General features: G+C 72.4%; 18 protein-coding genes and 1 riboswitch. Of the genes, 13 read left to right on the top strand and 5 right to left on the bottom strand.

Features of this window, described 5'->3' with window-relative positions; translation table 11 throughout:
- Positions 1-12 precede the first annotated feature (12 nt).
- From ABT070_RS09785 to ABT070_RS09725, 13 genes are all read left to right on the top strand, one after another.
- Positions 13-942, top strand: coding sequence for a carbohydrate kinase family protein (locus tag ABT070_RS09785; protein ID WP_351757170.1), 930 nt, complete (start codon positions 13-15; stop codon positions 940-942).
- Between the two features lie 280 nt (positions 943-1,222).
- The gene (locus ABT070_RS09780) at positions 1,223-1,723 is read left to right on the top strand and encodes a DoxX family protein (protein WP_351757167.1); all 501 of its coding nucleotides are present in this window, start codon (positions 1,223-1,225) and stop codon (positions 1,721-1,723) included.
- An 11-nt stretch (positions 1,724-1,734) separates the two neighbouring features.
- Complete coding sequence (locus tag ABT070_RS09775; RefSeq protein WP_351757165.1) at positions 1,735-2,541, top strand: NAD(P)-dependent oxidoreductase; 807 nt, start codon at positions 1,735-1,737, stop codon at positions 2,539-2,541.
- 433 nt (positions 2,542-2,974) lie between these two features.
- A complete protein-coding gene (locus tag ABT070_RS09770) occupies positions 2,975-3,871 on the top strand; it encodes a glutathione S-transferase C-terminal domain-containing protein (RefSeq protein ID WP_351757163.1) in 897 nt (298 codons plus the stop codon).
- Positions 3,872-3,937: 66 nt separating this feature from the next.
- Positions 3,938-4,057: riboswitch (SAM riboswitch) on the top strand.
- A 396-nt stretch (positions 4,058-4,453) separates the two neighbouring features.
- Positions 4,454-5,434: an amino acid ABC transporter permease gene (locus tag ABT070_RS09765; RefSeq protein WP_351757161.1), complete on the top strand. Its 981-nt coding sequence runs from the start codon at positions 4,454-4,456 to the stop codon at positions 5,432-5,434.
- A complete protein-coding gene (locus tag ABT070_RS09760; RefSeq protein WP_351757159.1) occupies positions 5,431-6,234 on the top strand; it encodes an amino acid ABC transporter ATP-binding protein in 804 nt (267 codons plus the stop codon). Before ABT070_RS09765 ends, ABT070_RS09760 begins: the two co-directional genes overlap by 4 nt.
- A 97-nt stretch (positions 6,235-6,331) precedes the next feature.
- Positions 6,332-7,354, top strand: a complete 1,023-nt coding sequence (locus ABT070_RS09755) for a transporter substrate-binding domain-containing protein (protein ID WP_351757157.1) — start codon at positions 6,332-6,334, stop codon at positions 7,352-7,354.
- A 76-nt stretch (positions 7,355-7,430) separates the two neighbouring features.
- Positions 7,431-8,180, top strand: coding sequence for a GNAT family N-acetyltransferase (locus ABT070_RS09750; RefSeq protein WP_351757154.1), 750 nt, complete (start codon positions 7,431-7,433; stop codon positions 8,178-8,180).
- A gap of 11 nt (positions 8,181-8,191) precedes the next feature.
- Positions 8,192-8,323, top strand: a complete 132-nt coding sequence (locus ABT070_RS09745) for a putative leader peptide (protein ID WP_351757152.1) — start codon at positions 8,192-8,194, stop codon at positions 8,321-8,323.
- Between the two features lie 121 nt (positions 8,324-8,444).
- Complete coding sequence (locus ABT070_RS09740; protein WP_351757149.1) at positions 8,445-9,647, top strand: LLM class flavin-dependent oxidoreductase; 1,203 nt, start codon at positions 8,445-8,447, stop codon at positions 9,645-9,647.
- Positions 9,648-9,666: 19 nt separating this feature from the next.
- On the top strand, positions 9,667-11,043 hold the full coding sequence (locus ABT070_RS09735; protein ID WP_351757147.1) for an NtaA/DmoA family FMN-dependent monooxygenase: 1,377 nt from the start codon (positions 9,667-9,669) through the stop codon (positions 11,041-11,043).
- Complete coding sequence (locus ABT070_RS09730) at positions 11,040-12,131, top strand: LLM class flavin-dependent oxidoreductase (RefSeq protein ID WP_351757145.1); 1,092 nt, start codon at positions 11,040-11,042, stop codon at positions 12,129-12,131. Before ABT070_RS09735 ends, ABT070_RS09730 begins: the two co-directional genes overlap by 4 nt.
- The gene (locus tag ABT070_RS09725; protein WP_351757144.1) at positions 12,124-13,272 is read left to right on the top strand and encodes an LLM class flavin-dependent oxidoreductase; all 1,149 of its coding nucleotides are present in this window, start codon (positions 12,124-12,126) and stop codon (positions 13,270-13,272) included. The genes ABT070_RS09730 and ABT070_RS09725 overlap by 8 nt, the downstream gene beginning before the upstream one ends.
- A gap of 110 nt (positions 13,273-13,382) precedes the next feature.
- Here ABT070_RS09725 and ABT070_RS09720 read toward each other — a convergent pair whose 3' ends face one another.
- The 5 genes from ABT070_RS09720 to ABT070_RS09700 form a co-directional block, all read right to left on the bottom strand.
- Complete coding sequence (locus ABT070_RS09720) at positions 13,383-14,495, bottom strand: phosphotransferase enzyme family protein (RefSeq protein ID WP_351757141.1); 1,113 nt, start codon at positions 14,493-14,495, stop codon at positions 13,383-13,385.
- The gene (locus ABT070_RS09715; RefSeq protein WP_351757138.1) at positions 14,492-15,265 is read right to left on the bottom strand and encodes an ABC transporter ATP-binding protein; all 774 of its coding nucleotides are present in this window, start codon (positions 15,263-15,265) and stop codon (positions 14,492-14,494) included. The genes ABT070_RS09720 and ABT070_RS09715 overlap by 4 nt, the downstream gene beginning before the upstream one ends.
- Positions 15,262-16,032: an ABC transporter permease gene (locus ABT070_RS09710; protein WP_351757135.1), complete on the bottom strand. Its 771-nt coding sequence runs from the start codon at positions 16,030-16,032 to the stop codon at positions 15,262-15,264. The genes ABT070_RS09715 and ABT070_RS09710 overlap by 4 nt, the downstream gene beginning before the upstream one ends.
- The gene (locus ABT070_RS09705) at positions 16,029-17,081 is read right to left on the bottom strand and encodes an ABC transporter substrate-binding protein (RefSeq protein WP_351757132.1); all 1,053 of its coding nucleotides are present in this window, start codon (positions 17,079-17,081) and stop codon (positions 16,029-16,031) included. The genes ABT070_RS09710 and ABT070_RS09705 overlap by 4 nt, the downstream gene beginning before the upstream one ends.
- 135 nt (positions 17,082-17,216) lie before the next feature.
- Positions 17,217-18,140 (bottom strand): ABC transporter substrate-binding protein, encoded by a 924-nt coding sequence (locus tag ABT070_RS09700; protein ID WP_351757130.1) that lies wholly within the window; start codon positions 18,138-18,140, stop codon positions 17,217-17,219.
- Between the last annotated feature and the right edge of the window lie 421 nt (positions 18,141-18,561).

The raw sequence follows: 18,561 nt of genomic DNA, 5'->3' as shown, positions 1-18,561 counted from the left end.
GGGGGAAAGCCGATGAAGGTCTTCACCATGGGCGTACACGTCCTGGACGTACTGGTGCGGCCGGTGCAGGAGATACCCGAGGGCCAGGGCGCGACGCTGGTCGACGACATCCGGATGACCGCCGCCGGGACCGCGGGCGGCACCGCCCTCACCCTCGCCAAGCTGGGCGCGCAGGTGCGCAGCGCCGGCGCCATCGGCTCCGACCCGACCGGTGACATGCTGGTGCAGCTGCTCGGCCGGGCGGGCATCGACACCGAGTTCCTCGTCCGCCGCACGGACACCGCCACCTCCGCGAGCGTCCTGCCGATCCGGCCCAACGGCGACCGTCCCTCGCTGCACCTGCTCGGCGCCAACATCACCTACGGTCTCGACGACGTGCCCTGGGACGCCCTCGCCGAGGCCGACCATCTCCACCTGGGCGGACCGGAGCTGATCGGCGTCGAGGTCGCCACGCGCATCCTGTCGTACGCCAGGGAACACGGCGTCGTGACCTCGGTGGACCTGCTCGCCCCCGGTGTCCTCGGCAGCTTCGAGCAGATCGAGGCGGCCCTGCCCCACATCGACCATCTGCTGCCCAACGAGGACCAGGTGCTCGGCTTCACCGGCGAGAGCGACCTGCTGACCGGCGCGCGCAAGCTCCTCGGCGCCGGTGCGGGCGTCGTCGCCGTCACGCGCGGCGGCGACGGCGCGCTCGTGGTCACCGCGGACGGCGCGGAGCCGGTCCCCGCCTTCGTGGTCGACGTCGTCGACACCACCGGGTGCGGCGACGCCTTCTCGGCCGGCTATCTGCGGGGCGTGAGCCTCGGCCGTACGCCGAGCGACGCCGCCGTCCTCGGCAGCGCCGCCGCCGCACTCGTCGCCCAGGGGCTCGGCAGCGACCACGGCGACTTCGACCTCGCGGCCGCCGACTCCTTCGCCGCGACGGCCAAGTCCCGCACCTGAGGGGAGACCGGCGGCGCGCGTTCCGCCGGGAGGGGGCGGGGGCGTCACCTCCCGGGGAGGCCGCCGGCCGCACAGATGGGGGCGAACCGGTCCGACAGGCGCACGGAGCTCGCTTCCATGTTCACCGGAGCCCCACGGGTGGTACGCCACGAGCAGGCGGGCGCGGGCGCGACACCGGCGCCGGCCGTACCGCTCGCGCTCACCGCCGGCACGTGCCCGCCTTCGTCGAGGAGCGCGCGTCGGGGGTGCGGGCGCTTCCGACGGAGAAGGGGACATGGCCATGAGTGGGGCTTCGGACACCGCACTGCTGCTCGTACGGGTCGTGCTGGGTGTGGTGATGGTGGCGCACGGCTGGAACCACTGGCGTGGCGGAGGCGGTATATCCGGCACCGCCGGCTGGTTCGGCGGGCTCGGACTCACCCGTCCGAGACTCCAGGCGTGGCTCAGCGTTCTCACCGAACTCGGTGCGGGCGTCCTGCTGCTGGCGGGCTTCCTCACCCCACTGGCCTGCGCGGCGGTGCTGTCCGTGATGCTGGTGGCGGGCCTGCTCGCGCACCGCCGCAACGGCTTCTTCGTGTTCAAGGAGGGCTACGAGTACGTCCTCGTCCTGGGTGTCCTCGCGGTGGCCCTGGGGGCGTGGGGGCCGGGGGACTACTCGGTGGACGAGGCCGCGGACATCGGTGTGACCGGATGGGCGGGCGCCGGTGCGGTGCTCGGGGTGGGCGTCGTCGCGACGGCCGGTCTGCTGGCGGTGTTCTGGCGCCCGCGGAACGAGAGTTGAGGAGGCCTCCCGTGCGCGTCGGCTTCATCGGACTGGGCGGCCAGGGCGCGCCCATGGCCCGCCGGATCGTCGAGGCGGGCTTCGCGACCACGCTGTGGGCCCGCAACCCCGTCGGCCTCGAACCGTTCGCCGGCACGGCCGCGGGGACCGCCGGCTCACCGGTCGAACTGGCCGCCGCCAGCGATCTGGTGTGTCTGTGCGTGGTGGCCGACGCGGATGTGGAGCAGGTCGCCTCCGGCGTACTGGAGGGGCTGCGGCCCGGCGGGGTGATCGCGGTGCACTCCACCGTCCATCCCGACACCTGCCGCCGCCTCGCCGAACGCGCCGCGACGCAGGGCGTGTCCGTGCTGGACGCTCCGGTCAGCGGCGGCGGACGGGCCGCGGAGCAGGGCACCCTGCTGGTCATGGCGGGCGGGGACCCGGAGGTGTTCGCCTCCTGCCGGCCGGTGTTCGCCACCTACGGCGATCCGGTCGTCCATCTGGGCCCCGTCGGCTCGGGGCAGGTCGCCAAACTGCTCAACAACACACTGTTCACGGCTCAGTTGGGACTGGCCGCCGACACCCTCGCGCTCGGCGAAGCCCTGGGTCTCGATCCGGTGGTCCTCGGCCGCGTCCTGCGTCGAGGCAGCGCCGCCGGCTTCGCGCTGGAGCGGGTCGCCGACGCGGGCGGCACTCTCGACCGTATCGGCGCGCACGCGGGCGCGCTGCTGGCCAAGGACGTACGCCTGCTGGGCGAGGTCGCGAACGCGGCCGGCCCGGCCGGGCGGGATGCGGTCCGGGACGCCGCCCGCGCGGCCCTGGACGCCATGGGGCGGTGAGGGGGACACCCGGCTCCCGGGGCTCCCTTCCCGGCAGCCCGGGTACCGCCCCGGTACCCGTCCCGCACCCGACCGGTACTCACCTGGTGGACGCCCTCTTGACGGAGGCCCGGGGCGGATCGACACTCGATCCGGGAATCCTAGTGAACGGGTAGGGAAACAATGGGGCGACAGGAGCCGATCACCGGCCGCGCGAGCCGCACGGCGGGGTCGTCGCCCCTTCTCACCTCCCGCCGTCACATCGACCTGAAGCGCGTCTGCAGCGCCATCAGGTTCCAGGACTGAGCCGGGCCCGTCCCCGCGCCGAACCGCACCGGCGGTGTCCCCTGGACGCGGCCGCACCCGGCACGAGCGGACGAGGTCCGCACCTCCCTCTTCGACGTCGCATCCGCCGCGCGCACGTCCCTCGTGCGTCCCGCCCCCGGGGAGAGTCATGTCCGTCACACCACTGGCCGCCCACCTGTCCGCCCGGCCCACCGCCGCCTTCCGGGGCCGGATCGGCCGGGACGCGCGCAGCGGCCACTACGCGGTGCCGCGCCGCTACCGCCTCCACCTGGCGGCGGCCGACCCCGACTGTCTGCGCATCGCCGTCACCCACAGCCTCCTCGGCCTGGACAAGGCCTGCCCCGTCACCTTCCTGCCCGCCGTCCCCGACTGCCCCGACGGAGGCCACTCGGCGCTGCGTCCGCTGTACGACGCCAGCGCGCACCGGTACACCGGACCCGCCCTCGCGCCGGTGCTCAGCGACGACTGGTCGGGGCGCATCGTCAGCAGCCACGGCCCCGACATCGCCCGCGACCTGGCCCGGCGGTTCGGCGGCGGCCGGCCCACCCTGTACCCGTGCGGCGCGGAGTCGCAGATCGAGGCCGTCGAGCGGATGTGCGCCCAGGGCATTGAGGAGGCGGCCCAGCGCGCCGGGGCGGCCGACACCGAGGAGGCGGAGCGCACCGCCGCCCTCGACACGCTGCTCACCACGCTCGGGGTGCTGGAGCGCGGGCTCGGCGCCCACGAGTACCTGATCAGCGATCAGATCACCGCCGCCGACGTCGAGTTGTGGGTCGCCCTGGTCCAACTCGACACCGTGCACCGCTACCACCTCGACGCGGCCGCCGTGCACCGCATCGCCGACCACCCCGCCCTGTGGGCCTACGCCCGCCGGCTGGCCGCTCACCCGGCCTTCGGCGCCCATCTCGACCTGGACGCCATCGCCCGCCGTCACCACGCCCGTTGCCAGGGCCTGGAGGCCGCCGGCGCCGCCGTCCAGATCCTGGACTGGGAGACCCACGCGGCGGACGGTTCGGCGGTCCGACCGCAGGTCAACCGGCCCTGACCCGGTCCATCCACCGGACCGCCGTTGACATTCGTTCGGGCAACTGTCTTACTTACGGCCCAGAACGGTCATGAGCGTCAGCGACAAGCCCTGGCTAGCTGACCGGCAACCCTCGCTCCGCGGTGGGGTGCCCCAGGTGACGACCGGACCGACGTTTCGGTAATGACGTATCGGTAAGCGCGATGGCCCCTCAGGGGCCGGAACAGTGATGGTGACGGACATGTACGCAGCTCATCGGACGGCGCCGCGTCGCCCCCGGGGCTGCGTACGGCCGTACCTCGACATCCTCGTCGCCAACCGCGCCGTCGACCTCCTGCGCGTGAACAGCGCACTGTGTACCGCACCGGGCCGTGCCCGCTGTCGGGGCTGAACGAACCCCTCGCACCGCAGCCCCGCCGCCGCGTTCCTGACGAACACCGCCCGAGCGGTGTGCCGTTGTCCGCCCCACCCCGGTCTCCTGTACGCATCCGTGCGCCATGCCCTGTTCGCGCCCCCGGAGCGGTCCCCACCGCCCCGCCGGGACGCGTCCGGCCACGCACGTCCGCCGTGACCCGGGGTGTCCGACTCCCGCCGGAGCCCCTCATGAGTGAACCCCCAGGCGCCGTGACCCTCGCCGAGGCCGCGCCCGCCATCGACGTCCCGTCCGAGAAACTGACCGCCCAGCGCGTCCAGCCGCTGCGCAGGCCCGGCCGCTGGATCGCCACCGCCGTGGTCCTGGTCCTGGTGGCGCAGTTCACGCACGGACTGATCTCCAACCCCTTCTACCAGTGGGACCGCTTCGGCTACTGGTTCCTGCGGCCGGTGATCCTCGACGGACTGCTGATCACCCTGGAAGTGGCCGCCTACAGCGCGGTCCTGGGCCTCCTCGGCGGCATCCTGCTCGCCCTCGCCCGGCTCTCGAAGAGCCCGGTGCTGCGCGCGGTCAGCTGGACCTACGTATGGGCGCTGCGCTCCATCCCGCTGATCGTGGTGCTGCTCTTCCTCTACAACTTCAGCGCCCTGTACCAGACCCTGAGCGTGGGGGTTCCCTTCGGTCCGGCGTTCTTCCGCTTCGACGAGTCCCGGCTGGCCACCGACATGGTGATCGCCGTCATCGGCCTCAGCCTCAACGAGGCGGCCTACGCCGCCGAAGTGGTCCGCGGCGGCATCCTCTCCGTCGACCAGGGCCAGCACGAGGCGGCCGCCGCGCTCGGCCTGCCCAAGCGCTACCAGTTCTGGAAGATCGTCTTCCCGCAGGCGCTGCGGTCGATCACGCCGAACTACGTCAACCAGCTGATCGGCCTGGTCAAGTCCACCTCGCTGGTCTTCTACGTGTCGCTGCTCGACCTGTTCGGCACCGCGCAGACCATGGGGGCCACCTACCCCGGCGACATCGTGCCGCTGCTGCTGGTCGTCACCGTCTGGTACCTGATCCTGACCAGCCTCGTCTCCGTCGTCCAGTTCTACGTCGAGCGGTACTACGCCCGGGGCGCCACGCGCTCCCTGCCGCCGACGCCGTTGCAGAAACTGCGGACCGGTCTCACCGACCTGCGGGGCCGCATCCGCCGGGAGGCCGCCGTATGACCACCGACACCGTGCAGAGCGCCGACACCGCCGGGATCGTGCCCGCCGCCGTCGAGGTGCACGACGTGCACAAGTGGTACGGCGCCCACCGGGTCCTGGACGGCGTGAGCCTCACCGTGCGGCCCGGCGAGGTCACCGTGATCCTCGGCCCGTCCGGCTCCGGCAAGTCCACCCTGCTGCGGGTCGTCAACCACCTGGAGAAGCCCGAGATCGGCTACGTCAGCGTCAACGGCGAGCTGATCGGCGTCCGCCGCAACGGCGACCGGCTGCGCGAACTGAGCGAACGGGCCATCCTGACCCAGCGCAGCCGGATCGGCTTCGTCTTCCAGAACTTCAACCTCTTCCCGCACCTGACCGTGCTGGACAACGTCGCCGCCGCGCCGGTCGCCACCGGGCGACTCGCCAAGTCCGCCGCCCTGGAACTGGCCCGCGAACTCCTCGACCGGGTGGGCCTCGCCGACAAGGCCGGCGCCTACCCCCGGCAGCTGTCCGGCGGCCAGCAGCAGCGCGTCGCCATCGCCCGCGCCCTCGCGCTGCGCCCCGGCGTCATCCTCTTCGACGAGCCCACCTCCGCCCTCGACCCCGAGCTCGTCGGCGAGGTCCTCGCGGTCATCAAGGACCTGGCGACCAGCGGCACCACGCTCGTCATCGTCACCCACGAGGTCGGTTTCGCCCGCGAGGTCGCCGACCGGGTCGTCTTCATCGACGAAGGGAAGATCGTCGAGCAGGGCCCGCCCAGCGAGGTCCTCGACAAACCGCAGCACGAGCGGACGCGGGACTTCCTCAGCAAGGTGCTCTGACACCGAGCTCGGCACGGCGCGCCGGCCCCGACGCGCCCCCCTGACTTCCCCCCACGCCACCACCCTCTCACCAGCACACCAGTCACAAAGGACGGCCATGTCTGCCCACTTCACCCGACGCAGCCTGATTCGCGGCATCACCGCGGCGACCGCGGTCGCCACCCTCGCCACCGGGCTCGCCGCCTGCGGAGGTGACAGCGAGGCCGCCACCACGACCGACAGCGCCGCCGGCAGCGTGACGATCGGCCGGGTGTCCAACGGCGCCGCCGAGGAGACCGCGCTGAAGGTCTCCGAGGTCAAGTCCATCAGCGCCGGACTGCCCGACGCGATCAAGAAGAGCGGCAAGCTGAACATCGGCATCGGCGCCCTGCCCTCCGGCTTCGCCCCGCTCGCCTACGTCGGCGACGACCAGAAGACCCTCACCGGTGCCGAGCCCGACCTCGGCCGTCTGGTCGCCGCGGTCCTCGGCCTGAAGTCGGAGACGAAGAACTTCACCTGGGAGAACCTCTTCGTCGGCATCGACAGCGGCAAGGTCGACGTCGGCTTCTCCAACATCACCGACACCGAGGAGCGCAAGAAGAAGTACGAGTTCGCCTCCTACCGCCAGGACAACCTCGGCTGGGAGGTCAAGAAGTCCAGCACGTGGAACTTCGACGGCAACTACGAGAACCTCGCCGGTCTGACCGTCAGCGTCGGCTCCGGAACCAACCAGGAGAAGATCCTCCTGGAGTGGAAGAAGAAGCTGGAGTCCGAGGGCAAGAAGCTCACCGTCAAGTACTACCCGGACCGCAACGGCATCTACCTGGCGCTCGCCAGCGGCAAGATCGACGCGTACTTCGGCCCCAACCCCGGCATCGCCTACAACGTCTCCCAGACCGCGGGCAAGGCCAACGCCACCCGCAACGCGGGCACGTTCTCCGGCGCCGGCGAGACGCTCCAGGGCCTGATCGCCGCCACCGCCAAGAAGGACAGCGGTCTCGCCGAGCCGGTCGCGGCGGCCATCAACTACCTGATCGAGCACGGTCAGTACGCCAAGTGGCTGGCCGCCTACAACCTCTCCAACGAGGCCGTCGCCAAGTCCGAGATCAACCCGCCCGGGCTGCCGCTGGACAACTCCTGACCGGTCGTCATGACGGTCGTGACACATGCAGGTTGAGTTAAGAACGCCAGGAACGACAGGAAGGGACTCCGCCTCCGTGGCCAGCCCGATCGACCTCCGCGGAGGCGGAGCTCCGACCGTCATCCACCCGCACCCCCTCGACAACGCCGTCTGGGCCGCGCTCGACGGCCCGCACGCCCACCTCGCCGACCGGGTCGGCCGCGCCGCGCGCTACCCGGCCGACGTCTACGACTTCGCCGCCGTCGCCGACCCCCGGGACCCCGCCGCCTGGGCCGACCTGCTCACCCTCGTCGGCCCCGGAACGGCCGTACGCATCAAGCCCGTCGACCGCGTACCCGACGGCTGGGAGGTGACCGGCGGGGGAGAGGGCGTCCAACTCGCCGCCACCGAGGCGTTCCGCACCGAACCCGAGCCCGAGGCCGTACGCCTCGGCCCCGACGACGTGCCGGAGATCCTCGACCTCGTCGCCCGCACCCGCCCCGGCCCCTTCCTGCGGCGGACCGTCGAGCTCGGCACGTACCTCGGCATCCGCCACCGGGGCCGCCTGGTCGCCCTGGCCGGCGAGCGGCTGCGACTGCCCGGCTGGACCGAGATCAGCGCCGTCTGCACCGACCCCGACCGGCGCGGCCAGGGCCTGGCCACCCGGCTGATCCGCGCGGTCGGCGCCGGCATCCGCGAGCGCGGCGACACCCCGTTCCTGCACGCCGCCGCCGGCAACACCCCCGCGATCCGCCTGTACGAGTCCCTCGGCTTCGCCCTGCGCCGCCGATCGACCATCGTCTCGGTGCGCACACCGGGAACATCCGCCGAGGCCGGGGCGTTCTGAGTCATGACGCGATGTGTCAGGCGCCGTCCGGCGCCCGGAAAGAGGGAGGTGCGGACGTGACCCACAAACGCCACGCCGTACACCTGCACTCCCGGCCCCACATCGACCTCCAGCGCGTGGCCGGCGCGCTCTGTTGCTCCTGATCCTTCCCCAGCCTTCGGCCGGGGGGACCCCCGTCTCACCGGGCCCGCCCCCCGCCCTGTGCCCGCGCAGTCCCTGCGCGCAGGCCGGCGCTCTCGTACGGACCTCCAGGAAGGCACCCTCGTGTCCCCGACCTCCTCCTCCCCGCTGCATCTCGCCGTCGCTCTGGACGGCACCGGCTGGCACCCCGCCTCCTGGCGCGAGCCCGTCGCCCGACCCCGTGAGCTGTTCACCGCCGGCTACTGGGCCGACCTGGTCGCCGAGGCCGAGCGCGGACTGCTCGACTTCGTGACGATCGAGGACGGCCTCGGCCCGCAGTCCTCCCACTTCCTCGACCCGGACGACCGCACCGACCAGGTGCGCGGCCGGCTCGACGCCGTTCTCGTCGCCTCCCGCGTCGCCCCGCTGACCCACCACATAGGCCTGGTGCCGACCGTGGTGGCCACGCACACCGAGCCGTTCCATCTCTCCAAGGCGATAGCCACCCTCGACTACGTGAGCGCCGGCCGCGCCGGCCTGCGCGTCCAGGTCAGCGCCCGTCCCGCCGACGCCGCCCACTTCGGCCGCCGCACGATCCCCCGGATCGAGGTCTACGAGGCCCCGGCCACCCAGGACCTGGTGACCGACCTGTTCGACGAGGCCGCCGACTACGTCGAGGTCGTGCGCCGCCTCTGGGACAGCTGGGAGGACGACGCGGAGATCCGGGACGTGGCGACGGGCCGCTTCGTCGACCGCGACAAACTGCACTACATCGACTTCGAGGGCCGCCACTTCAGCGTCAAGGGACCCTCCATCACCCCGCGCCCGCCGCAGGGCCAGCCCCTGGTCAGCGCCCTCGCGCACGACACGGTCCCGTACCGCCTGGTGGCCCGCGCCACCGACGTCGGGTACGTCACCCCGCACGACACCGACCAGGCCCGGGCGATCGTCGCCGAGATCCGCGCCGAACAGGAGCGGGCCGGCCGGGCCGCCGAGCCGCTGCACGTCTTCGCGGACCTGGTCGTCTTCCTCGACGACGACCCCGCCGAGGCCGCCGCCCGACGCGACCGCCTCGACGCCCTCGCCGGCGAGGAGTACCGCAGCGACGCCCGGGTGTTCGCCGGCTCGCCCGCCCAACTCGCCGATCTGCTGCAGGACTTCCAGGCGGCGGGCCTGACCGGGTTCCGGCTGCGCCCCGCCGTCGCGGGCCACGACCTTGCGGCCATCACCCGGGGCCTCGTCCCCGAACTCCAGCGCCGCGGCGCCTTCCGCCGCGCCTACGAGGCCGACACCCTGCGCGGGCTGCTGGGCCTGCCCCGCCCCGCCAACCGCTACGCCGCCGTCTGAGCGGGAGGGACACCCCACCATGAGCAAGCCCCAGAAGCAGATCCACCTCGCCGCGCACTTCCCCGGCGTCAACAACACCACCGTGTGGAGCGACCCGCGGGCCGGCAGCCATATCGAGTTCAGCTCCTTCGCCCACTTCGCGCGGACCGCCGAACGCGCCAAGTTCGACTTCCTCTTCCTCGCCGAGGGGCTGCGCCTGCGCGAACAAGGCGGCAAGATCTACGACCTGGACGTGGTCGGCCGCCCCGACACCTTCACGATCCTCGCCGCGCTCGCCGCCGTCACCGAGCGCCTCGGCCTGACCGGCACCATCAACTCCACCTTCAACGAGCCCTACGAGGTGGCCCGCCAGTTCGCCAGCCTCGACCACCTCTCCGACGGCCGCTCCGCGTGGAACGTCGTCACCTCCTGGGACGCCTTCACCGGCGAGAACTTCCGCCGTGGCGGCTACCTCCCGCAGGACGAGCGCTACGCCCGCGCCAAGGAGTTCCTCGCCACCACGGGCGAGCTCTTCGACTCCTGGCGGGGTGACGAGATCGTCGCCGACCAGAGCACCGGCACCTTCCTCCAGGACGCCAAGGCCGGTGCCTTCGTCCACGAGGGCCGGCAGTTCGACATCCAGGGCCGGTTCAACGTCCCGCGCAGCCCCCAGGGCCGCCCGGTGATCTTCCAGGCCGGGGACTCCGACGAGGGCCGCGAGTTCGCCGCCTCGTCCGCCGACGCGATCTTCAGCCGGTACGCGGCCCTCGACGCCGGGCAGGCCTTCTACACCGACGTCAAGTCACGCCTGGCCAAGTACGGCCGGCGCGCCGACCAACTGCTGATCCTGCCCGCCGCGAGCTTCGTCCTGGGCGACACCGACGCCGAGGCCGAGGAGATCGCCAAGGACGTGCGCCGCCAGCAGGTCAGCGGCGCCACCGCCCTCAAGCACCTGGAGTTCGTCTGGAACAGGGACCTGTCCGGCTACGACCCGGAGGGCCCCCTGCCCGACATCGACCCGGATCTCGGCGAGAGCCACATCGCGCGCGGCCGCGCCCAGGTCCGGATGTACCGCGACCCGCTGGCCACGGCCCGCGAATGGCGGGAGCTCGCACAGGCCAACAACTGGTCGATCCGCGACCTGGTCATCGAGACCGGCAACCGCCAGAACTTCGTCGGCTCCCCGGCCACCGTCGCCAGGACCATCAACGACTACGTGCAGGCCGACGCCGCCGACGGCTTCATCCTCGTCCCGCACATCACCCCGAGCGGCCTCGACGCGTTCGCCGACAAGGTCGTCCCGCTCCTCCAGGAACAGGGCGTCTTCCGCACCGAGTACGAGGGCACCACGCTCCGGGACCACCTCGGCCTCGCGCACCCGGACGAGACGGGCGCCGCCGAGCGGGTGGCCTCGTGAAGTTCCTCGCCATCACCCTGATCGTGCACCGCCCGGACCCGGTCACCGGCGTCCTGAAGCCGACCCGGGACCGCTTCCGCGAGGTGCTCGACAACGCCCTGCTCGCCGAGGAACTCGGCTTCGACGGCTTCGGGGTGGGGGAGCGGCACGAGCGGCCGTTCATCTCCTCCTCCCCGCCGGTGGTGCTGAGCCACATCGCCGCCCTCACCCGCCGCATCCGGCTCTTCACCGCCGTGACGACCCTCAGCCTCCTCGACCCGGTGCGCGCCTACGAGGACTACGCCACCCTCGACCACCTCTCCGACGGCCGCCTGGAACTGATCATCGGCAAGGGCAACGGCGCCGCCCAGCGCGAGCTGTTCCAGGTCACGCCCGACGACCAGTGGGAGCGCAACGCCGAGAGCTACGAGGTGTTCCGGCAGATCTGGCGCCAGGACAAGGTCACCGCGGCGACCCGTTTCCGTCCGGAGCTGACGGACGCGGAGGTGTGGCCCCGGCCGTACCAGCGGCCCGTCCGGGTCTGGCACGGCAGCGCCACCAGCAAGGAGTCCGTCGACCTGGCCGCCCGCTACGGCGACCCGCTGTTCTCGGCGAACGTCACCCACCCCATCGAGCCCTATGCCGAGCTGATCCGGTACTACCGGGAGCGCTGGGAGCACTACGGCCACGACCCGGGCGCCCTCGCGGTCGGCGCCGGCTCGGCGGGACTGTACGTGGCGCGCACCTCCCAGGAGGCCGCCGAGGCCTACCGGCCGGTCTTCGAGGGCACGCTCGCCTTCCAGAGACAGGCCGGCCTGCCCGTCGTCTTCGAGACGCTGGAGGACTTCGTCGAGCGCAGTTCCGCCCTGATCGGCAGCCCGCAGCAGGTCGTCGACAAGGTGCACCGCTACCACGAGCGGTTCGGCCACAGCGTGCTGCATGTGCACGCCGACGCCGGCGGCCTGACCGAACCCCAGCACCGCGACTCGCTGGAACTGTTCCAGTCGGAGGTGGCGCCCGTGCTCCGCAAGGACATACCGGACCCGCCGTTCGACTGGGGTCCGGTGCTTCCCACACCGTCGAACACCGAGGAGCCGGCCCGTGCCTGAGATCCCCCTCGGCGTGCTCGACCTGGTCCCGATCTCCTCGGGCTCGACGGCCGCGGACGCCCTGCGCAACTCCATCGACCTGGCCCGGCACGCGGAACGGCTCGGCTACGCCCGCTACTGGTTCGCCGAACACCACCTCAACCCCGGTGTCGCGGGCACGTCCCCGGCCGTCGTCCTGGCCCTGACAGCGGCCGCCACCTCCACCATCCGGCTCGGCTCCGGCGCCGTACAGCTCGGTCACCGCACCGCCCTGTCCACGGTGGAGGAGTTCGGTCTGATCGACGCGCTGCACCCCGGCCGCTTCGACCTGGGCCTGGGCCGCTCCGGCGGCCGTCCGCCGGGGGAGCAGGCGAGCCCGCCTGCCGCGGCCACCCCGGTCGTCGACGGCCGTGCCCCGAACGGCCTGCTGATCCCGCCGCGCTTCTCCTTCGAACGCCTCCTCGGCTCGCCCCGGATCGCCCTCCAGCGCAGGCTGCTCCTCCTGCCGGAGGCCACCTCGCAGGACTACGCCGAGCAGATCGACGACATCCTCGCCCTGCTGGCCGGTACCTATCGCTCCCCGGAGGGCGTCGAGGCACATGTCGTACCGGGCGAGGGCGCCGAGGTCGACGTATGGATCCTGGGCAGCAGCGGCGGCCAGAGCGCCGAGGTCGCGGGCGCCCGCGGTCTGCGCTTCGCCGCGAACTACCACGTCAGCCCGGCCAGCGTCCTGGAGGCGGTCGACGGCTACCGGGCCCGTTTCAAGCCCTCGGCGTCCCTCGACGCGCCCCATGTCAGTGTCTCCGCCGATGTCGTCGTCGCCGAGGACGACGCCCGTGCCCGTGAACTCGCCACCGGCTACGGCCTGTGGGTGCGCAGCATCCGCACCGCCGAGGGCGCGATCCCGTTCCCGACCCCGCAGGAAGCGCGCGCCCACATCTGGACCGACGAGGACCGCGCACTCGTCCAGGACCGGATCGACACCCAGTTCGTCGGCTCCCCGGCCCGGGTCGCCGACCACCTGGAGCAGCTCCAGGAGGCCACCGGCGCCGACGAACTGCTCGTCACCACCATCACCCACGACCACACGGACCGTGTCCGCTCCTACGAACTCCTCGCCGAGGAGTGGCGCCGCAGGGGTCACTCCGCCCCGTCGAGCTGATCCACCACCCGCGTTCCCGCCACCACCGGCGTTCCCACGCACCGCCGGTACGTGAGCCCGTCGGCGCGGCCGGCCTCGCCGCCGCCGCGCCGACGGCGCACACCCGACGCCTACCGCAGGGTGCGCGCCGCGGATCCCCCGCGCTCCACCCCGGCGGCCCCGGCCACGACGTCCAGCAGGCGTCCGCCGTCCTCGCCGGCGAACCACTCGGCGTGCCCCACGCAGTACTCGTACGCCAGCCGGGCGTTCTCCGCGGACCGGGTGACGCCGTGGAAGTAGCCCAGCTCGGACAGCGCGAACTCGGCGTGCACCAGCGGCAGCAGCTCGGGCAGCGCGGCCGACTCGGCGGGGGTGAGCGGTCGTACGGACCGGTAGCCGTCGACGAGCGCGGTCACGTCCTCCTCCCGCACCGGGTAGCCGGGCCGGAGCCACTGCACGGCGTTGCGTTCGATCGCCGTGGCCAGGTCGTGCACGGCCGTCGTGCGGTCGCTCATGCCGAAGTCCAGGACGGTGCGGACCTGTCCGTCGCCGTCCCACAGCAGGTTGGAGGCGTGCCAGTCGTTGTGGGTCCACAGGGGTTCCAGGCCGGCCAGATGGGGCGCGAGCCGTTCGTGCAGCGGCAGCAGCACCCGCCGGACGTCCTCGCGCCACGGGAACCGCCGGATTCCCGAGGCCAGTTGGGGCCGCTCGTCCAGAAAACGTGCCAGCGCGCCCCAGGGATCCTGCGCCGCGAACACCGTGAACGAGGCGACGAGCGGCTGCACCCGGCGCCGCGGCGCGTCGAACCCCCGTGCCGCCAGGTGCAGCCGGGCCAGCGCCTCGCCCGCGGCCGTGGCGTGCGCGCGGGACCGGAAGGGCGACCAGGACAGCGCGTCCCGGTACAGGTCCTGCCCGGCGCCGGCCGAGTGCACCTCGTACGTCCACGTGCCGCGGGCCGCCGAGTGCAGCACCTCCACCACCGGTGCGCCGTGCTCGCGCAGGTGCCGCAGGAAGGCGTGCTCCTCCGCCAGCCCTTCCGGGGAGCGCACGCCGACGTGGTGCCGCTTCACGAACAGCCGCCGTCCGTCCCGCTCGACGACGGCCGCCGCGGACAGCGGGCGCGGGCTGCGCCACACCACCCGGGCGCCCGCCCCGACGACGTCCGTCACCTCGTCGTCGGTCAGCGGCGCCCAGTCGGGCTCGACCGGGTCGGTGCCCAGGCCGTGGGCCAGATGCGCACTCATCCCGTACGCACCCCCGCCGGCACCGTCGGTGTGCCGCGCAGCGCCTCCAGGACCCGGCGCTCGGTGGCCGCGAACCCGGGCGCGGTGAACTCCTCCGCCCCGCGCGAGCGGGCCGGCGGCACCTCCACGCGGGCGACGACACCGGCCGGACGCGGCGACAGGACGTGCACGGTGTCCGCGAGCAGCACCGCCTCGCGGATGTCGTGGGTGACCAGCAGCACCGTCCACCGGTGGCGCTCCCACATCTGCGCCAGCCACAGCTGCATCTCGGTGCGGGTCAGCGAGTCCAGCGCCCCGAACGGCTCGTCCAGCAGCAGCACCGGACGCTCCAGGACGACCGTGCGCAGCAGCGCGGCCCGCTGCCGCATCCCGCCGCTGAGCTGCGAGGGGTACGCCTTCTGGAAGCCGTCGAGGCCGAAGTCGGCGAACAATGCGTCGGCCCGCGCCCGGGCCTCCTTCTTGCGCACGCCCTGCGCCTCCAGGCCGAGCGCGGTGTTGTCCAGCACGGTCCGCCACGGGAACAGCAGGTCCTTCTGCGGCATGTAGGCGACCTTGCCGGACTCCACCCCGGCCGGTTCGCCCTCCACCAGCACCTGTCCGGTCGTCGGCCGGTCGAGCCCCGAGACGAGGTTGAACAGCGTGCTCTTGCCGCTGCCGCTCGGCCCGATCACGGCCGCGAACTCGCCCGGCTCCACCGACAGTTCGAGGTCCCGCAGGACCTCCAGCGAGCCGAAGGACTTCCCGACCCCCTCGATACGCAGACTGCTCATGACCTCTCCTCCCGCTGCGCCCGCTCCCACGGCAGTACCAGCCGCTGCAGGAGGCAGGTCGCCCCGAACAGCGCGATGCTCAGCGCCGCCGTCACGCCCACCGCCGCGAACACCAGGTCCGTGCGGAACGCGCTCTTCTGCGCCTGCATGTAGATCCCGAGCCCGGCCTCCGCGCCGGCGTACTCCGCGAACACCGCGCCGACGACGGCGTAGGTGATGCTCACCCGCAGCCCGGCGAAGAAGTACGGCATCGCGCTCGGCACCCGCACCAGCCGGAACGTCCGCAGCCGGCCCGCGCCCAGCGAGCGCAGCAGCCGCATCGCCTCCCGGTCGGTCGCGGCGAACCCGGCGGCCAGGTTGGCGGCCAGCGGGAAGAACGTCGTCAGCGTCACCACCAGCATCTTCGGCAGCAGCCCGAAACCGAACCAGATGATGAGCAGGGGCGCCACGGCGACGATCGGGATGGTCTGCGAGGCGACCAGGAGCGGGTACAGGCCCCGGCGGGCGGCCGCCGAGAAGTCCAGGAGGACGGCGACCAGCCACGCCGCCGCGAACGAGAGCGCGAAGCCGAGCAGGGTCTCCTGGAGTGTGGGCACGGTCTGCGCCCACAGGTCCGCGCGGCTGGCCCAGCCCTGCTCCAGCACCCGCGCCGGCGACGGCAGCATCGTCGGATCGACGTCCGCGCCGGTCACGTACAGCTGCCAGCCGCCGACCACGACGGCCAGCACCAGCAACGGCGGCCACAACGACCGCAGCAGCGACCTCACTTGGCGCTCCCGGCGTCCTTCGAGGCCGGCAGGTAGGCGTTGGTGAAGAACGACCCGGCGTCCGGGGCCTCGGTCAGCCTGCGGCCGTTCGCGTCGCTCAGCAGCCCCGCCCGGTACTCGAAGTCGGCGAAGGCCTGCCAGCGCTCCTCGCTCTGGGTGCCGATCGTGCCGTCGGCGGCCCTGTAGTACTCCTTGGCGAGCAACTCCTCGCTCTTGCGCACGAGTTCGGTGTTGGTGAGCACGCTCTTGTTGGCGTCGACGAGCAGGTCCGCGGCCTGGTCGGGGTGGTCGGCCGCGTACCTGTACCCCTTGTCGACGGCGGCCAGGAACTTCTTCGCGACCGCCGGGTTCTTCTTCAGGAACCGGTCGGAGGACGCGAGGAGCGTCGAGTAGATCGCCGGGAAGCCGTAGTCGGACAACTGGAAGTTCTTCAGCGGCTTGCCGCTCAGTTCCGCCTCCAGCCCCTCCCAGGTCGGCATCGGCATCGCGAAGTCGGCCTTGCCCGCGTAGAGCGCCGCGTACGCCGAGGTGCTGAGGGTGACCTGCTTGAAGTCCCCCTTGCCGCCCGCGTTCTGGATCACCTTCTGCAGGAGCGGCTTCTCGTAGGGCGCGCCGAAACCGGCGTACGTCTCGCCGTCCAGGTCCTTCGGGGACGTGATGTCCGTACGGCCGGCGCGCACCGCGATGGTGACGTTCGTCTTCTGGGTGACGGCGTAGACGGAGGTGATGTCCTGCCCGGCGGCGCGCGCCGTGGTGACGCCCTCCTGGTACGAGACGCCGAAGTCGGCCTTGTGGCTCGCGATCAGCGTCTCGGGCGCGGTCGAACCGTAGGGCACGATCTTCAGGTCGATGCCGGCGGCCTTGAACCAGCCCTTCTGCTGGGCGACGTAGATCCCGGTGTGGTTGGTGTTCGGGGTCCAGTCCAGGGCGAGGGTGACGGTCGTGGTGCCGTCCTTGGCGGCGGCGTCGGCCGAGGGGTCCGCCGAGCAGCCGGTGGCGGCGAGGACGGCCGACGCGGCGAGGACGGACAGGGCGGTACGGCGGTGCATGAGGGTTCCTTCGGGGGCGAGGGGGGTCGGGGCGGCGTCGGCGCGGTCACGCCCGGCGACACAGCGCGCTGTCCACCCGCTTGAAGTCGACGGCCAGCCGCCGGGTCAGCCCCCGCGCCTGGCAGGACAGGACACTCATGCGGTCACGGCCGGCAGCAGCGCGTTGGTGAAGGAGCGGTCCCAGTCCCGGTCGTGCGCGAGGGCGCCGTGCTCCGCGAGCCAGTGCGCGTACGGACCCGTGCGCGTCGGATCGATCACTCCCCAACGGCCCTCCGGGTCCGTCCAGGTGGGTGCGACCAGGGCGAGGGAACGGGCTATCAAGGGGCGGGGGAAGTAGGGAATGACCCCTTCGAGCAGCTCCAGCGTCCGCTCGGTGTCCTGCGCCGCGGCCGCGTAGCCCCGGGCCGTGACGGCGAGGAAGTCCCGTACGAGAGACGGCTGTTCGGCGAGCAGGCGCTCGTTCGTGCCCAGCAGGTAGCTGTGGTAGCGGGGTGCGCCGATCTCGTCGACCGGCCAGGTCACGCGCTGCTCCTCGGGGAGGTCGCCGCGCAGCGCGTCCCAGGACCAGTAGGTGCCGAAGGTGGCGTCGGCCTCGCCCGCCGCGATGTCGTCTACGGTCAGCTCGCGTGTGCCCGCGTCGATCATGAGCACCGCGTCCGGGTCGCCGCCGTCGGCCGCCACCAGATGACGGACCATGGCCAGCCCGCGCGGGGTCGGATTGAGGGCGACGCGACGACCCGCGAGCTCACGGGGGCGGGTGATGCCGCTGGACGCGGTGGTCTGGATCGCCTCCAGACCCCGGTGGTTGACGGCGGCCACGGCGATCAGCGGCTGGCCGTGCGCGGCCCGTCTGGCCAGCAGCCGGTTGGGCGGGAAGACGCCGAAGTCCACCTCGCCGCGGGCCAGGTACTCCAGGGTGTCGCCGCGTCCCGGATCCTGGACCACGAGTTCCACGTCCAGCCCGGCCTGCGCGAACCAGCGGTGGGCACGGGCCACATAGAAACCGGAGGAATTGGGCCAGGGATGGAAATAGTCGAGCATGACCCGGATGTGCGGCATGAGGGAACTCCGAAGGCGGCGCGCGAGAACGCGGAAGAGTGGCGGGGGGGGGGAGGGAGAGCGCGGTGTGCGGGGCGGTGCGCGGTCAGACGGACCGGTGACAGCGGCATGCGCGGCAGCTGCACGTGCGACAACAACAGGAGCTGCCCGCCGGGGTGGAGGCCACCGGAGGCTTCGGCTCTACTGCTGCGGACACGTGAACTCCTACGCGGGGCGCCGGGGCGCGTTTCGTGCGGTCGGCGTCCCCATGGGGACCGCGTTCGACGAACGGATCCCAGACGCCCTCTCAGCCCGTCCGGGGAGGGGCTCCCGCGTAGATGGCCGAAACCATAACGGCAGCCGACGGTCCTCGCGCAACCTTGATCCGATATGTGAGACGGCCATGATCAGTGGGTAAGACGCCCAGCTCACGGGCGTACCA

Origin of the sequence: Streptomyces sp. NPDC002884 (genome assembly GCF_040295245.1) — a bacterium.
GTDB lineage: Bacteria > Actinomycetota > Actinomycetes > Streptomycetales > Streptomycetaceae > Streptomyces.
Note: the sequence above shows the minus strand (reverse complement) of the source record. Positions and strands in the feature narration are given on the sequence as shown.

Bases quoted from the DNA above. Each gene is read 5' to 3' on its own strand.
- ABT070_RS09745 (WP_351757152.1), top strand. From the start codon at position 8,192: ATGTGTCAGGCGCCGTCCGGCGCCCGGAAAGAGGGAGGTGCGGACGTG.
- ABT070_RS09720 (WP_351757141.1), bottom strand. From the start codon at position 14,495: ATGAGTGCGCATCTGGCCCACGGCCTGGGCACCGACCCGGTCGAGCCC.
- ABT070_RS09765 (WP_351757161.1), top strand. From the start codon at position 4,454: ATGAGTGAACCCCCAGGCGCCGTGACCCTCGCCGAGGCCGCGCCCGCC.
- ABT070_RS09785 (WP_351757170.1), top strand. From the start codon at position 13: ATGAAGGTCTTCACCATGGGCGTACACGTCCTGGACGTACTGGTGCGG.
- ABT070_RS09780 (WP_351757167.1), top strand. From the start codon at position 1,223: ATGAGTGGGGCTTCGGACACCGCACTGCTGCTCGTACGGGTCGTGCTG.
- ABT070_RS09770 (WP_351757163.1), top strand. From the start codon at position 2,975: ATGTCCGTCACACCACTGGCCGCCCACCTGTCCGCCCGGCCCACCGCC.
- ABT070_RS09715 (WP_351757138.1), bottom strand. From the start codon at position 15,265: ATGAGCAGTCTGCGTATCGAGGGGGTCGGGAAGTCCTTCGGCTCGCTG.
- ABT070_RS09705 (WP_351757132.1), bottom strand. From the start codon at position 17,081: ATGCACCGCCGTACCGCCCTGTCCGTCCTCGCCGCGTCGGCCGTCCTC.
- ABT070_RS09735 (WP_351757147.1), top strand. From the start codon at position 9,667: ATGAGCAAGCCCCAGAAGCAGATCCACCTCGCCGCGCACTTCCCCGGC.
- ABT070_RS09760 (WP_351757159.1), top strand. From the start codon at position 5,431: ATGACCACCGACACCGTGCAGAGCGCCGACACCGCCGGGATCGTGCCC.
- ABT070_RS09755 (WP_351757157.1), top strand. From the start codon at position 6,332: ATGTCTGCCCACTTCACCCGACGCAGCCTGATTCGCGGCATCACCGCG.
- ABT070_RS09700 (WP_351757130.1), bottom strand. From the start codon at position 18,140: ATGCCGCACATCCGGGTCATGCTCGACTATTTCCATCCCTGGCCCAAT.